Source organism: Cyanobacterium sp. T60_A2020_053, assembly GCA_015272165.1.
In the GTDB taxonomy this organism is placed as follows: Bacteria; Cyanobacteriota; Cyanobacteriia; order Cyanobacteriales; family Cyanobacteriaceae; genus Cyanobacterium.
On sequence record JACYMF010000084.1, the window covers coordinates 1 to 14,773 of the forward strand.

The window sequence follows — 14,773 nt, forward strand, 5'->3', positions numbered from 1 at the left end:
ATCTTCTGGTTTTGGTGGGCGATGCTCACCCTACTAATTTATTCGGGCTAGAAGCTACGATGCACAATTCTATGATTTTAAGTTAAACGATCAATGGTGCGATACTGAATCGCTTCGGCTAAATGACGGGTTTGTAATTTCTCATCTCCCGCTAGATCAGCAATGGTGCGCGATACTTTTAAGATACGATCCATTCCCCTTGCAGATAAGCCTAATTTACGGATGGCGTTTTCCAATAAATTGCGACTGGCATCATCTAAGACACAATATTCTCGCAAATGTTTGGACTGCATTTGAGCGTTAAAGGTAATAACATCATCTTTAAATCGCTGTTGGGCAATATTACGAGCGCCCTCCACCCTTTTTCTGACGGTTTCTGAGTCTTCCCCTTGGGGTTGGGCAGTCATTTCTTCAGGTTTGAGACGACTGACAATCACTTGTAAATCAATACGATCTAATAATGGTCCTGAGAGTTTAGCCCAATATTGTTCTCTTTGGCGGGGGGCGCAGGTGCAAGGTTGCAAAGAGTCGCCATAATAGCCACAGGGGCAAGGATTTGTACTAGCGACAAGGGTGAAGTGCGCTGGAAACAATACCGATTGACGGGCGCGGGAGATGGTAATAAAACCATCTTCGAGAGGTTGTCTTAAAAACTCTAAAACATTACGTTTAAATTCAGTCAATTCATCGAGAAATAAAATACCGAAGTGAGACAATGAAACTTCACCGGGTTTAGGATAGCTTCCTCCGCCTACAAGAGAAGCACCACTAGCTGAATGATGAGGGCTACGAAAAGGGCGCTTTCGCATCAATGAGCCTTGATTTTTTAGTAATCCAGCCACAGAATAAATACGGGACACTTCCAAGGCTTCCGCAAAACTGAGAGGAGGTAATATACTTGGCAAACGTCGAGCTAACATGGTTTTTCCAGAACCGGGTGGACCAACAAAAATTAAATTATGTCCTCCTGCGGCCGCAATTTCCAGCGCCCTCCGTGCATGGTTTTGTCCTTTCACATCTCTAAGATTGTAAAGGTGATCAATACTAGAAGTTAAATTATCATCCTCATTAACTATTGTTGGTGTGAATAAATGAGGTTCTTGTAAAAATTGTGCGACTTCATTCAAGTTGCTTAAACCATATACGGATAAATCTTTTACTATGCCAGCTTCCTGGGCATTTTCTTTGGGAACGACTATTCCTTTAAAACCTAGTTTTTGAGCTGTTACCGCCATAGGTAACACACCAGCAATGGGGCGTAAACTCCCATCTAAGGACATTTCTCCTAAAAATAAATAATCTGCCAGTAATCTAAGATCAATTTGTTCCGAAGCACCCATAATTCCTAAAGCAATGGGTAAATCAAAACTAGGTCCTTCTTTGCGTAAATCCGCCGGAGTTAAATTAATGGTAATCGGGCGCATGGGGAAAAAATAACCTGAGTTTTTGATGGCCGCTTTTACCCTTTCTTTCGATTCTTGGATAGCAGTATCGGGTAAACCCACTACCATAATCTTTGGTAATCCCCCCGATACATCCACCTCTACCCCTACTTTAACCGCATCTACTCCCACAATGGAAGCACTCCAAACCCTTGCTAACATATCATTTTGGCTTGTATTGTTTTTTAAATCTTACAATATTTAAGCTGTGATGCAAAATATCAATTTGCCAACAATTATCTTTATCTCTTTTTTGTTACTATCCGAGAAGAAAGGGAAAACTTCATAATTATCCATTGGACTAATTACTCCCCACCTACTACCACGTTATCAATGCGTAAACTAGGTCCAGCGCACCCCACCGCTAATCCTGATTGCCCACCTTTTCCACAACCACCTGACTCATCCCAAAGAAAATCATCCCCAAGAGCGGTAATATTAGCCAAAGTTTTAAACACATTACCGGATAGAGTAACATTTTTAACAGGTTCAGCGATGTGACTATCACGAATCATCCACGCTTCTCCGGCAGTGAAAGTAAACATTTCCCCATTTGTCATCCCCCCTAACCAATTACGGGCGTAAACACCCTCATGAATGTTAGAAAATAAGTCTTTCACAGGAGTTGTGCCACGCCCTATCCAAGTATTAGTCATGCGCACGATGGGAGGAAAATGGTAATTTAAACAGCGCCCGTTACCCGTTGCCGACTCCCCTAATTTTCCCGCCGTTTCCCTCGAATGTAAGCGCCCCACTAAAACCCCATCTTTAATTAATTGAGTGTTAGTAGCTGGTGTACCCTCATCATCATAATAATAACTACCTCGATGCCCTTGGGAGAGCGCACCGTCAAAAATTTGTAAAAAATCAGCCCCAAAACGGCGCCCCATGGTCATTACTTCCAATAAATCAGGATTTTCATAAGCCATATCAGCCTCAGAAAGATGCCCAAAAGCCTCATGAACAAACAAACCCGTTAAAATGGGGTCGATCACTACCGTGTAATTTCCACCCTTAACAGAGGGATAATTCAGGGCATTGACGGCACGGCGAGGGGCGCTCTCCACCTGTGCATCTAAATTAAGTAAATCTTCATAACCATTTCTCGTGCCAGTGGTTTCCCTACCCGTTTGAATCAAATCCCCCTGTTTAGCCGTGGCACTAAAACGCATTTCGCTATCAATCCAAGATTGCTCAATCATGCTACCGTCAGAAGTAGCCAAAATAATTTTTTGCTCACTATCGTAATAACTCACCGTGGCGGAAGTGATGGAGTCATGATAATTTTTGAGCCTATTATAGTAATTATTTACTAAGTTTTTTTTATCAATAAGAGGAATAAGACGGGGATTAGTGCCAGTGAGGGGTAATTGACAGGATACTTGAACAGGGGTGACGGGCGCTAGGGTAGTTTTATCATCCCCCACCATACGAGCAAAACTAATGGCATCCTCTACCCTCTGCTTCAAATCAGCAAGATTATTAAAACTGGCGAAACCCCAACCACCACGAAAACAAGCCCTAACTTGCCCACCAATAGAAGTAGTTTCGCTCAAAGTTTCCAAATTACCGTTTCTAAGGGTAATATTAGAACCAGTGGCATTCTCCAAACGAATGCTTAAAAAATCCACTTTTGAGCCATAGTGGTTAATTAAATCGGCTAATTGATTGCAATAATCATTCATAAGCTAGTTTGCATTTAAGTTTACTGGTGGAGGTAGGCAAGAGTTAATGGGTAAGAATTTGAGTCATAAAACAAGGGGTTTAAACAATCTATAATGGGATACCAAATAATGGCATAAATGAGTTTGAGTCATAAAACAAGGGGTTTAAACCCCTTATTACTAAAAACGGTAAGTTAAATGCGTCTTGGCTTCAATGAGTATAAATGTCAAATTTTTAAAATCTCGTCTTCATTACCTTTGCGACTTTGTACCTTTGCGAGAAAAAATCCATTAACAAAGGGTTTAACCCTTGCCAAGAAATAATTAAGCCGAGAAAGAAGTACCACAACCACAAGTTTGAGTAGCATTAGGGTTAGTAAACTTAAAACCACCATCCATCAAAGCATTACTATAGTCCAAAACTAGACCATAGAGATATAACATACTTTTGCGGTCACAAATAATTTTAAAACCGTCATAGTCAAAAACCTCATCAATATCCGTCATATTATTAATGTTTTCAAAATCCATCAAGTAAGACATGCCAGAACAACCGCCCTGTCTTACTCCTACCCTCAAACATAAGTCATCATTGCCCTGCTGTTGCTTTAACTGTAAAACGTGTTTAAGGGCATTTTCTGTTAATTGAATGCCTTTTTTGGAAATAGTTGCTTCTGCCATTTTTTTCAACAGTTAAATTTTTTATGTTTATCAACACTATTTTAACTATATCTTTATGAAATTTTCTTCAACTTTCTAAGACTAATTGTTAAAATGTTAAAAAAGTTTACTTTAATATTTTTAATAAGAATCTTTGTTATTATGACAATGGAAACCCTTGAGTTTATCATCTATCCTGATGGTCGAGTTAAAGAAAAAGTCACGGGAATTGAAGGAAAATCGTGCGCTGAAGTCACAGCAGCTATTGAGGCTCAATTAGGAATAGTAGTAAGCTCTCAAAAAACTTCTGAATATTATCAAGAAAATATTGCAATAACTAATCAAAACCATAATAAAAATTGGTAGAATCTTAAATATAATTTTTTTTTAATCAGATTCGTTCACCCTAGCTTTTTAAAAATATGTCACACTTTAGTAGTATCAAGACCAAAATTCGCAATCTAACCTCCTTAAAATCTGCCCTCAAAGATTTAGATATTGACTGGAAAGAAGGTCCAGCGCCCGTCAGAGGTTATCAAGGACAAACCAACGAGGCACAATTAGTAATTACCCAAGAAAATAATTATGACATTGGTTTTAGCTGGAATGGCTCAGAGTATGAGTTAGTGGCTGATTTGCAATACTGGCAACAACCTTGGACTGTGGACGGTTTTTTACAGCGTGTTACTCAAGGCTATGCTTTACACACCGTGTTGAGTGAATCTAGTCAACAAGGATTTAATGTGACTGAAAAGCAAAAAAATGAGGATGGTTCAATTCGTTTAGTAGTACAACGTTGGAGTTAATTTCCTAATTTTGGCAAGGGGTTTAAACCCCTTGTTGGTTGTCTTGTCCTTTATTGGTTGTTATTATGTTTGAAGACGAAAATAGAGATTTTGCCCCAGAGTTAGGGGGAATATGGCGAGATAATCCTGAAAGGACAGGATTTGAGCCTGAGTTGGGGGGTGAGGTGCGCCAAAAGGGAGTTTATGTGGATGAGGTTAGTTGTATTGGTTGCAAAAACTGCGTTCATGTTGCGTCTAATACCTTTTATATTGAAGACGACCACGGGCGCTCTAGGGTCTATAATCAAAATGGTGATACTGAAGAAATTGTCCAAGAAGCTATCGATACTTGCCCTGTGGATTGTATTCACTGGTTAGACTATACCAAGGTTAAAGAAAAAGAAGCACAAAGAAAGTATCAACAAATAAAACCTCTTGGTTATCCACAGGTATTGAAGTAAAATTGGTGCAGAAAATATGATGCTTCTGTATTTTCTTTATTAGACATCAACTGTATTAAGGCACTTAGGCTCGAAATACGCCTAAAATTCTATATCTAACCTCTGAACATTCACTACATCCGTGAGATTATATTGTAAAGGTGTAATGGTAATATAATCTTCCTTGTTAGCTTGAACATCTGTGGGTAAATCTGGCGGTAGGTAAATATGTTCTGGTTGGTCTAATTCTTCTACTAACTCTCCTGCTAACCAATAATAGGTTTTTCCCCGTGGGTCTTGTCGTTTTTGGAAATTTTCAATATATCTCCTCAAGCCTTGACGAGTGATTTTTACGCCCTTGATGTCTTTTAATGGTATCGCTGGAATATTTACATTCAATAAACTCACTTCTGGCAACGGTTTATTTTTCAATTGGGTAATTAATTTGAGGGCAAAATCAGCGCCCGTCGCAAACTCTTTTACCGTAAAACTGGTTAAACTAAGGGCAATACTGGTAATACCTTCCATCGTACCTTCCATTGCTGCCGCCACTGTGCCAGAATATAGTATATCTGTTCCTAAGTTAGAGCCTTGATTAATGCCAGAGAGAACAAAATCGGGTGCAGTATCTAAAATAGCACTGAGAGCCAGTTTAACGCAATCCGAGGGAGTTCCGGAACAAGACCAAGCTACTATATTAGGATGATACAAACCTTCAATTATATCCGCTCTAATGGGTTGATGGAGGGTTAAACCATGACCAGTAGCTGATCTTTCCCTGTCGGGCGCTACTACGGTTACTTGATGCCCGGCTTGGACAAGATGATTGGCTAAAGTTCTAATGCCGAGGGCAAAAATACCATCATCATTACTGATTAAAATTTTCATATCCCTTGATGAATTATGAATTATGAATTATGAAACTCCCCATCTCCCTTTCTCTACTTAGGTTGCCAATTAGGAATATTGCGCTGTTTACCCCGTGCCACTGCTAAGGCTTGATCTGGCACATCATGGGTAATAACAGAACCTGCACCAATGGTAGCATCTTCGCCAATGGTGACGGGCGCTACAAACACACTATTAGATCCCGTTTTTGTCCCATCCCCTATGACAGTAGGATGTTTTTTTCTGCCATCATAGTTTGCGGTAATCGTTCCAGCACCAATATTAACTCGATTACCCACAGTAGCATCCCCAAGATAGGACAAGTGCGCTACATTGGTATTATTGCCAATGGTACTTTTTTTCAGTTCCACAAAATTACCGAGACGACAATTTTCTCCCACTTCCACAGCGCCCCTCAAATGAGTATAAGGTCCGATGGTCGAATTACTAGCTACCTTACTATCAGTAATTACAGAATAAAAAACTTTGACAGACTCAGCAATGATACTATCTTGAATAAAAGAACCAGGTCCGATATGACAATTAGAACCAACTACTGTATTACCACGCAAATGAGTTTGAGGCTCAATAATTACATCCGTTCCTAACTTCACCGTATCATCAATAGTAATGCTATCAGGATCAATCATGGTGACACCTGCCATCATCCATGCTTCTTTAACTCTTAGTTGAAGAATATCATTAGCCATAGCTAACTGACGACGATCATTAATGCCATTAATTTCGAGGTGGTCTTCCACATCTAAAGCCATTACTGGATTGAGAAAATTCACCACTTCAGTTAAATAATATTCTTGTTGATCATTATTGGTGCTAAGTTTTGGTAAAACTTCTTTTAAAGCATCCCACTTGAAACAGTAAACTCCAGCATTGACACGATTATTTTGTTTTTGTGCGAGAGTGCAATCTCTATCTTCTACAATTTGACTTACTAAATTATTAGAATCACAAAAAACTCGACCATAGCCCTTTGCATCAGGAAGATTAGCGGTTAAAAGAGTTGCTTCGTTGCTTTTTTCTCTATGGGTAGCAACTAATTGAGCGATGGTTTCTGGACGTAATAAAGGCACATCACCATTTAAAACTAATAAATCTCCTGAAAAGTTGGCTAAGGGTTCTATTAACTGTTGAATAGCATGACCTGTACCGAGTTGCTCTGTTTGCTCTACAAATTCTACACCATTTAGATTAGTGAGAGCTTTTTTAATTTTATCCCCTTCATAGCCAATAATAATGGCGGTACGATGGGGGTTAACGAGATTACAAGAAGAAATTGCTCTTTCTACTAGACTTTTGCCCCCCAAAAGATGTAAAACTTTAGGAAGTTGGGATTTCATCCGAGTACCTTTACCGGCGGCGAGAATTGCTACTGCTAACATGAGATATTATGACAATCTTTCGAGGTTGAGTATATCATCAAATCACCTTTTTAAATAAAAATAATCATTAAACATTCTCTTTGTCGTTTTGAACAAAAAGTTTGATGACGTTATCAAGAGGTAATTCTCAACGATTAGCAATTTCAGCGTTGCTGAATCAGGGCATGATGTAGGGAAATTGCTGATGGTAGGTATGAAAAGACTTAAAGTACATCTTCCCCCTGCGAAAAGGACTTGGTAGATTTTTGAATTTGAGATACTGAATCAGTAATGAAACTTAAATGTTTTTCTTTATATTAATTCCTATAGGGTGACTAGCCAATAACAGCACTACCAGTACCTTGAAACATCAACCAAGAAAGAATAAAATTAAATATAAAAATAGTAATCAAAGAAATAACTACTGCTGCTGTGGTTGATTCCCCAACTCCCTTAGCCCCCCCACTGGTAGTCAAGCCCCAATTACAGCCAATTATGGCTACGGAAATACCAAAAACTGCTGATTTTATAAGACAAGCTACTATATCCCAAGTTCCCAGAAAATTACGCACAGAATCAAGAAAAACTTCATAAGGAATTTCATAAATACTATCCGCAACAATTAAACCTCCTGCCATACCTACCACTAAAGAGCAAATGGTTAAAATTGGTAACATTAAACAGCAGGATATTACTCTCGGTATCACTAAATAGTCAACTGGATCAGTCTTGAGTATTTGTAGTGCATCAATTTGTTCAGTTACTTTCATTGTACCGATTTCCGCTGCAAAAGCGCTCCCCACCCTTCCAGCTAATACCACTGCGGTTAAGACAGGTGCTAATTCACGAGTTAAAGCGATGGCTAATACTCCTCCCACGGCGCTAGTTGCCCCAAAATAAATAAATTCGCGCGCTACCTGAATGGTAAATACCATGCCCACAAAAGAAGCGGTAATTAAAGCAATGGGTAATGATGCTGGACCCACAAATGACATTTGTTCTAAGGTATTATTACGATAAATCTTAAACTGTAACAAATGTACTAATATTTGTCCTGTGAGAAAAAGGGCAGAAGTGATGCGGTTAAGTAGTTTATTCATTGATTTTGTAAGTATGCGGGGGAGGGCGCTGTTTTAAACATATTAACAATTGACGTTACCCATTGATTCAAATGTTAAGTTAAGGGAGGTTTCGGGTAGCCAGTGTCAGGCTTCGGGTGTCAGGTGAAATGCTTATAAATTAAAGAGTTAAGCCTTTTAACCTTTGCCCTTTGCCCTTTGCCCTTTGCCCTTCACCTCACCAAAATACTTTTTCGGCAACCCCTATATAAATTATAAAAGCGCCCCTCACACGCAGGGTGTTTTCATTCTCAAATTTTTAGTTTAGACAAAGTAATAAGTAACAAGTAAAAAGTAATAAGTTTTGAATCTTTTTGATGAAAAAAGATTCTTCCAGATATTTTAACTACTAATAAACCAATTAATAGTAAAAAATCTCCCTTTCTCCCGTGCCATCTCTGCTTCCCTTGCTAAACAAATCAATTTTGTATCTGACTTTGAAAACGCCCTGCCTCACACTGGAGCGCCAAAATTGAGTTTGTTAAAAAAAGTTAATTAAATGATAGTATTATCGGCGATAGAAGCATTTTTGATGACTACAACAATACCGTTACGAATTAAAAAGCCTTCATCTTCTCTGTTGGCTTCTTCTACCCGATCTTTATTGATAATCTGTACATTACAACCAATACGAGCATTTTTGTCAATGATAGCCCGGCGCACGATGGAATTAGAGCCAATGCCTACAGGTACTTCCCCATTTTTTAGTTTAGTTTGACGGGCGCTGTAAGGTTCATAAAAATCAGCACCCATAATCAAAGTATCTTCTACGGTACAATTACTTTCTAAACGAGTCCTGACTCCCAACACACAATGATTAATACGAGACTCTTTGATAATACAACCTTCGCCAATAATAGACTGGGTGACTTGACAATCTAACAGTTTTGTCGGCGGTAAATAACGAGAGCGAGTATAGATAGGAGCGTTTTCATCATAAAAACTAAACTCTGGTTGCGGTTGCTTCGTTAAAGCAAGGTTAGCATCATAAAACGCCTCAATAGTACCAATATCTTCCCAATATCCTTTGAATAAATAGGCTTGAATACGATGATCTTTCGCAGCGCCCGGAATAATCTCTTTACCAAAGTCTGTTTGTCCGGGATTATCAATTAATAATTTTTTTAATACTTCTTTTTTGAATACATAAATACCCATAGAAGCAATATAAGGTTTTTCTTGGGCTTGTTCAGCATTTAACCCTAAAATGCTAGTATCCACAGCCATTTGTTTGAGAGCTTCTCCTTTCGGTTTTTCGCTAAAATCAGTGATTCGACCCGAATCATCAATTTTCATTAAGCCAAAAGCATCGGCTCTTTTTTCGTCAATGGGTACAACAGAAATAGTAATATCAGCGCCCGTCTGGCGGTGATGCTCGACAAATTTACTATAATCCATACGGTAAAGATGATCTCCAGAGAGAATAATATACTCATCTATATCCCATTCATCAAATAACCAAATATATTGGCGCACGGCATCGGCTGTACCTTGAAACCAATCGGGGCTTTCTTTGGTTTGTTGGGCGGCTAATACTTCCACGAAACCATCACTAAACCCAGAAAAATTATAAGCTCTACTGATATGACGATTCAAAGAAGCAGAGTTAAATTGAGTTAAGACATAAATTTTTAAAATCTCTGAGTTGATACAGTTACTAATAGGAATATCAATGAGGCGATATTTTCCTGCTAAAGGTACTGCTGGTTTAGCTCGTAGTTTGGTGAGGGGATACAATCTTGTACCAGCGCCCCCCCCTAGAATAATACCGAGAACTTTTTTCACGCTTTTGACCTCTAAAAAATCACTTTCATAAGAAAGTTTAGGCTTTCTTGGCACAATTAACAATCTTTTCCTCTTTAATTGCTTACAAGGTTAAGCATCTATTGGTGGAGGGCGCTGATAAGTTCTTAGATGAAATTAATTGGACATAAGCGAGAGATTTAAACCCTTTGTTATCATAGGTTTAAAGAAATTAACATACACAACTAATTCTATTTACTTACTGATTTTTACGCCTACTCCTCTCAATTCTTCAGGGTTATCAGTGGTCTTTTTTTAATCCTGGTAAAAATTCTTGCCATTAGTTTATCGTCAGTTAATTGAGCATCGTTTAAACTTGGTGATCGAAAATAATCACAAAAATCTAAAACCTGATTTTGAGTTCATCTAATGCCTTATAATAACCTTGAGGAGAAAGTTTACTTTCCGTTAAATTTTCTTGAGTAATAATAATTTTAAAACTGAACTCTAAAGCGGTAATTAGCAAAAGATTATCCACGTTAGTTTTAGAGGTACAGGTCACTAAACCCCATAGTAAATCCTCACCTTGACTATATACAATTTATTTTGCACTAGAATTTATCACAATCATTTAAAATGTAAAAAAATAAAAAGGATGGGTAAATGAGTGATTTAGAGCAAGAGCAAGAGAAAGAAAGAGATATGGAATTACGCCAAGATGCTTTACGAGGCAAAAAGTTTTCTTTGGCAGACATAATCGGTTTAGAAGGTGGCGGTTTTCTCAAGGGGGAATCTCCCGTGCCTTTAATGGTGCAAATTAAAACCGAAATTAAGTTATTTATTAGTAACAATCTTCAGGATAGTTCAGGGGCGCTACAAGGGGTTTTACAAAATATTATTGATGATGGCGATGATAAAATCAGCGCCCTTCAAACTCAGCCTTTATTATCGTTAAAATCAATTATTGAGGAAATTATTAACCATGATAATATCTATTACGATTTTGTGAAAAGAGTAGATTTAAAATATGGTCAAATAACTGGAGATCGTCCCTATTTTCAAAAGCCCGGACAAATTCCCTCCACAGATGATGAATACAGCCATGAATCAGTTAAGACTAAATTATTAGAGTTTTTAACCCTTATTGATGAACAGTTAAAATAATGACTGAAAATTTATTAATTAAAAAAAATTATTTAAGTGAAATTTTACCTCTTAAATTCAATAATGATAATATTACTGCTTTTCAATTAAATCCTCCCATTGATCAAGAAATTGGTAATCGTGTTAGTTATCATCTATCACGTCAATTACAAGATGTGATAATTGTTTATCGCAAAGGGATTTTTTACGCCTTAAGTTCTATTAATAAATTTTTACCAACTCCTGAAGTATGGCGAAGGGCGCTGGATCAAGTATGCTCAGAAATAGAAGATTTTGACCATATCTACTGGAATTTTCATTGGCTAGAACACATTACTATTAACAGTCAAATACAAAGCGATTTCGCTTACCAAACTTTAAAAATTTGTCGCCCCTTTAAACCAGTTAGAGTCTCAAATCATCAAAAATATATTATCGAAAGAAATGCTCAATTTTGGTCAGAAGTAGTAGAAATTAATCCTAACCAAAAAATTCCTGCCTTTTCTCTCAGTATTAAAAGTAATGTTATTGCTAATTCCACCTTAGTTCAGTTTTTTGAAAGCCATAATGGTAATAATGAACCAGAAAAAATACTCATTGATTTAGAAGTACAAAATCTCCATGGTGGAGACATCGGCATCATCAAAAGTTTAGCAGGAAAAGTTGCTGATAACGCACCCGGTTTGTTAGCAAAAGCCACTAATCCTAAAAGTAGAGAAGCCTTAGAAAAATCTATCAAAAACTATCCTAATCATCCTTTAGTGGCGGTACAATTCAAGAATAATAAACGTCAATATCATTATTCCATGTTGGCTTTACGCCCTGTCATTACAGCTAAAAATTCTAGTCAATTAGGTTTAGACTTTGGCAAGATATTAAAAGAAACTAAAATTAATAATTTAGAGAGAAAAAATTTATTGATTGAGTATAAAACACAGGCTAATAATATTTTAGGTAAGTATGGTTTTACAATTAGTAAGAGTATTAATAACGAAAGTCAGCCAAATTTATTTTTTACTCCTAAAATTCCTATAGAAGATGTTAAATTGTTATTTGGAAATAATGTAACTAAAATCCATAAAGACATTTCAAAAGGATTAAAAGAAGGAGGAGTTTATCAATATCATTCTCAATTTAATAATCAGGTTAAGCCCGTCATTAAAATTAGCGTTTTAAAAATGGCAGAAATTAAAATAACTTCATTTTTAAAATCTTTAGAGAGATATTGTAATAATTATAAATTTCGCTTAGAGTTCATCAAAAAAGAACTTTTTGTAATAGAAAATTTATCTCCAGCTAAATTAAATGTTAAAATTGAAGAAAAAGTTAATGAATTAATTGCTGATAGTCCAGATTTAGTATTAGTTATACTAAAAGATGAAAACTTGTATGATCAAATTTACAGTCAACTTTTAAAAAGTAAAATTGCTAGTCAATTTATCAAGGAAAAAACATTAAATACTGAAGCTAATTATATTTTAGGTCAAATTGTACCGGGTATTTTAGCTAAGTTAGGAAATTTACCTTTCGTTTTAGCCAAACCTTTAACTATTGCTGATTATATTATCGGGTTAGATATATCTCGGTTTAATAAAAAAAAAGTTTCCGGTAGTTTAAATACTTGTGCCAGCATTCGAGTTTATGGACAAAAAGGAGAATTTTTAGGGTATCACTTAGAAAGTGATTTTCTCGAAGGTGAGGAGATTCCCTCGACAATTTTAGATAAATTATTACCCCAAAATTTATTTACAAATAAAACAATTTTAATTTATAGAGATGGTTTATTTAGGGGGCAAGAAGTGACTTATTTATTAGCAAGAGGAGAAGCGATAAATAGTCAATTAATCTTGGTAGAATGTCGTAAATCTGGCAATCCTCGTTTATATGAATCGCAAAATAATAATATCAGCGCCCCTCCCCTCGGATTAACATTAAAAATATCTTCCCGTGATGCCATCGTTGTCACTACCAGTGTACGAGAAAATATAGGTTTAGCTCGTCCTTTGCGTTTAAAAATCCGCAGTGAAGGAAAGCAAGTCGCCATGGAAGATGTAGTCGATACCACCCTCAAATTAACTTTATTACATCACGGCGCCCTCAAAACCACCCGTCTGCCTATGCCTTTATATGGCGCTGATAAAATGGCTTATCTGCGCTTACGTGGTGTTAATCCCCAAGGTTTAGGTGGTGATCGCCAATTTTGGCTTTAATTTTTGCTGAGAAAAGATAACTTTCTTTTTTGATTTTTATTGATAAATAGTTGCAATATTGCTATGATATATGAGAGTATAAACAATAATCTTTATTATTAAATCAGCATGAAAAAATTTACCAGAAGAGCCTTTCTTGGTACAACGGTGGGCGCTACCATTGCCACCGCGTCTATGGCACAGCTAATCAGAGCAGGAGAAGCCTCAGCACAAGGAAAACAGATTAACCTTTATTCATCCCGTCACTACAACACAGACAGAAGACTTTATACAGATTTCGAGAAAGAAACTGGCATTAAAGTTAATCTCATTGAGGGTAAAGGTGACGAACTATTTGAAAGAGTTAAAAACGAAGGCAACAATAGCCCGGCAGATATTTTCATGACCGTAAACGCTCTCAATCTTTGGCGCGCTCAACAAGCAGGATTTCTCAGCCCCGTTAACTCCAACACTTTGCGTAGTAGCATTCCTAGTTACTTGAGAGACCCGGCTAATAACTGGTTTGCTTTTAGCAAAAGAGCGAGAGTAATTATGTACAATCGCAACAAAGTCAGTCGTAATCAACTTTCTACCTACGAGGATTTAGCGAGTCCAAAATGGCAAGGAAAGTTAGTCATGCGCTCCTCCACCAATATTTATAACCAATCTTTAACAGCAGGAATGATTGCTAACTACGGTGAAGCAAAAACAGAGGCTTGGTGTCGTGGTTTAGTGTCTAATTTTGTCCGCCCACCTCAAGGAAATGACCGAGCTCAAATTGAAGCAGTAGCTTCCGGCATAGCTGATGTTACCTGTGCTAATACCTATTATCTCGGTGCTTATGCCCGTTCCACCGACCCTAACCTCAAAGCGGTATTACAGCAAGTGGGCGTATTTTTCCCTGACCAGGCGGGCCCCGGCACTCATGTTAACATTAGCGGTGCTGGGGTGATGAAAAATGCTCCAAATCGTGCGGGCGCTGTTCGTTTTTTAGAGTATTTAGTCAGCCCCACTGCTCAAAGATACTTTGCGGAAGGTAACACTGAGTATCCCGTGGTTGAGGGTATTCCGCCACAGTTATTCTTAGCTCAATATGGTTCTTTCAAAGAAGATCGTAGCGGTGTCTTTAAACACGGACCTAACGCCGCCACTGCTATTAGAATTATGGATCGTGCTGGTTGGAAATAAAAAACTAAAAGTGGGTGATGATACCAAACCAACATAATAAGAAAAACCAGCGCCCTCCACCCCACCATAAAATATTACCACTATCGTTTAATATCGCCGTGTAATAAATTTCACGGCTACAGAATTTTTCGTTT

At 37.5% G+C, this 14,773-nt stretch carries 13 protein-coding genes; 6 read left to right on the forward strand and 7 right to left on the reverse strand.

Translation table 11 applies throughout. The features are described 5' to 3' along the window. Nucleotides 1-77: 77 nt before the first annotated feature. The 3 genes from IGQ45_11440 to IGQ45_11450 all read right to left on the reverse strand — a co-directional run bounded on the left by IGQ45_11440 (nt 78) and on the right by IGQ45_11450 (nt 3,787). Nucleotides 78-1,604 (reverse strand): YifB family Mg chelatase-like AAA ATPase, encoded by a 1,527-nt coding sequence (locus IGQ45_11440; protein ID MBF2057800.1) that lies wholly within the window; start codon nt 1,602-1,604, stop codon nt 78-80. 143 nt (nt 1,605-1,747) lie between these two features. Continuing rightward, nucleotides 1,748-3,127, reverse strand: coding sequence for a TldD/PmbA family protein (locus tag IGQ45_11445; GenBank protein MBF2057801.1), 1,380 nt, complete (start codon nt 3,125-3,127; stop codon nt 1,748-1,750). Nucleotides 3,128-3,430: 303 nt separating this feature from the next. Then, nucleotides 3,431-3,787, reverse strand: a complete 357-nt coding sequence (locus tag IGQ45_11450; protein MBF2057802.1) for an iron-sulfur cluster assembly accessory protein — start codon at nt 3,785-3,787, stop codon at nt 3,431-3,433. A gap of 141 nt (nt 3,788-3,928) precedes the next feature. On the opposite strand from IGQ45_11450, the gene IGQ45_11455 reads away from it, so the two are divergent. From IGQ45_11455 to IGQ45_11465, 3 genes are all read left to right on the forward strand, one after another. Beyond that, nucleotides 3,929-4,132 carry a DUF2997 domain-containing protein gene (locus IGQ45_11455; protein ID MBF2057803.1) on the forward strand — a complete coding sequence of 68 codons (204 nt, stop codon included), beginning with the start codon at nt 3,929-3,931 and terminating at the stop codon, nt 4,130-4,132. 56 nt (nt 4,133-4,188) lie between these two features. Next, nucleotides 4,189-4,572, forward strand: a complete 384-nt coding sequence (locus tag IGQ45_11460) for a DUF1257 domain-containing protein (GenBank protein MBF2057804.1) — start codon at nt 4,189-4,191, stop codon at nt 4,570-4,572. Nucleotides 4,573-4,637: 65 nt separating this feature from the next. Continuing rightward, nucleotides 4,638-5,012, forward strand: a complete 375-nt coding sequence (locus IGQ45_11465; protein ID MBF2057805.1) for a ferredoxin — start codon at nt 4,638-4,640, stop codon at nt 5,010-5,012. A gap of 81 nt (nt 5,013-5,093) precedes the next feature. Here the strand turns inward: IGQ45_11465 and surE are convergent, their stop codons facing one another. The 4 genes from surE to IGQ45_11485 all read right to left on the reverse strand — a co-directional run bounded on the left by surE (nt 5,094) and on the right by IGQ45_11485 (nt 10,161). After that, the gene (gene surE / locus IGQ45_11470) at nt 5,094-5,879 is read right to left on the reverse strand and encodes a 5'/3'-nucleotidase SurE (protein ID MBF2057806.1); all 786 of its coding nucleotides are present in this window, start codon (nt 5,877-5,879) and stop codon (nt 5,094-5,096) included. Nucleotides 5,880-5,932: 53 nt separating this feature from the next. After that, the gene (glmU, locus tag IGQ45_11475; protein ID MBF2057807.1) at nt 5,933-7,279 is read right to left on the reverse strand and encodes a bifunctional UDP-N-acetylglucosamine diphosphorylase/glucosamine-1-phosphate N-acetyltransferase GlmU; all 1,347 of its coding nucleotides are present in this window, start codon (nt 7,277-7,279) and stop codon (nt 5,933-5,935) included. A gap of 314 nt (nt 7,280-7,593) precedes the next feature. Next, a complete protein-coding gene (locus IGQ45_11480) occupies nt 7,594-8,358 on the reverse strand; it encodes an MlaE family lipid ABC transporter permease subunit (protein ID MBF2057808.1) in 765 nt (254 codons plus the stop codon). Nucleotides 8,359-8,871: 513 nt separating this feature from the next. Beyond that, the gene (locus IGQ45_11485) at nt 8,872-10,161 is read right to left on the reverse strand and encodes a glucose-1-phosphate adenylyltransferase (GenBank protein MBF2057809.1); all 1,290 of its coding nucleotides are present in this window, start codon (nt 10,159-10,161) and stop codon (nt 8,872-8,874) included. Nucleotides 10,162-10,782: 621 nt separating this feature from the next. Between IGQ45_11485 and IGQ45_11490 the strand changes: the two genes are divergently transcribed. From IGQ45_11490 to IGQ45_11500, 3 genes are all read left to right on the forward strand, one after another. Next, nucleotides 10,783-11,283: a hypothetical protein gene (locus IGQ45_11490; protein ID MBF2057810.1), complete on the forward strand. Its 501-nt coding sequence runs from the start codon at nt 10,783-10,785 to the stop codon at nt 11,281-11,283. Continuing rightward, nucleotides 11,283-13,472 (forward strand): stem cell self-renewal protein Piwi, encoded by a 2,190-nt coding sequence (locus IGQ45_11495; protein MBF2057811.1) that lies wholly within the window; start codon nt 11,283-11,285, stop codon nt 13,470-13,472. The genes IGQ45_11490 and IGQ45_11495 overlap by 1 nt, the downstream gene beginning before the upstream one ends. Before the next feature lie 108 nt (nt 13,473-13,580). Then, nucleotides 13,581-14,639: a Fe(3+) ABC transporter substrate-binding protein gene (locus tag IGQ45_11500; GenBank protein MBF2057812.1), complete on the forward strand. Its 1,059-nt coding sequence runs from the start codon at nt 13,581-13,583 to the stop codon at nt 14,637-14,639. The last annotated feature ends 134 nt before the right edge of the window (nt 14,640-14,773 follow it).

Coding starts and splice junctions, on each gene's coding strand:
- glmU (MBF2057807.1), bottom strand. CDS start 7,279: ATGTTAGCAGTAGCAATTCTCGCCGCCGGTAAAGGTACTCGGATGAAA.
- IGQ45_11495 (MBF2057811.1), top strand. CDS start 11,283: ATGACTGAAAATTTATTAATTAAAAAAAATTATTTAAGTGAAATTTTA.
- surE (MBF2057806.1), bottom strand. CDS start 5,879: ATGAAAATTTTAATCAGTAATGATGATGGTATTTTTGCCCTCGGCATT.
- IGQ45_11450 (MBF2057802.1), bottom strand. CDS start 3,787: ATGGCAGAAGCAACTATTTCCAAAAAAGGCATTCAATTAACAGAAAAT.
- IGQ45_11500 (MBF2057812.1), top strand. CDS start 13,581: ATGAAAAAATTTACCAGAAGAGCCTTTCTTGGTACAACGGTGGGCGCT.
- IGQ45_11490 (MBF2057810.1), top strand. CDS start 10,783: ATGAGTGATTTAGAGCAAGAGCAAGAGAAAGAAAGAGATATGGAATTA.
- IGQ45_11465 (MBF2057805.1), top strand. CDS start 4,638: ATGTTTGAAGACGAAAATAGAGATTTTGCCCCAGAGTTAGGGGGAATA.
- IGQ45_11455 (MBF2057803.1), top strand. CDS start 3,929: ATGACAATGGAAACCCTTGAGTTTATCATCTATCCTGATGGTCGAGTT.
- IGQ45_11480 (MBF2057808.1), bottom strand. CDS start 8,358: ATGAATAAACTACTTAACCGCATCACTTCTGCCCTTTTTCTCACAGGA.
- IGQ45_11460 (MBF2057804.1), top strand. CDS start 4,189: ATGTCACACTTTAGTAGTATCAAGACCAAAATTCGCAATCTAACCTCC.
- IGQ45_11445 (MBF2057801.1), bottom strand. CDS start 3,127: ATGAATGATTATTGCAATCAATTAGCCGATTTAATTAACCACTATGGC.
- IGQ45_11440 (MBF2057800.1), bottom strand. CDS start 1,604: ATGTTAGCAAGGGTTTGGAGTGCTTCCATTGTGGGAGTAGATGCGGTT.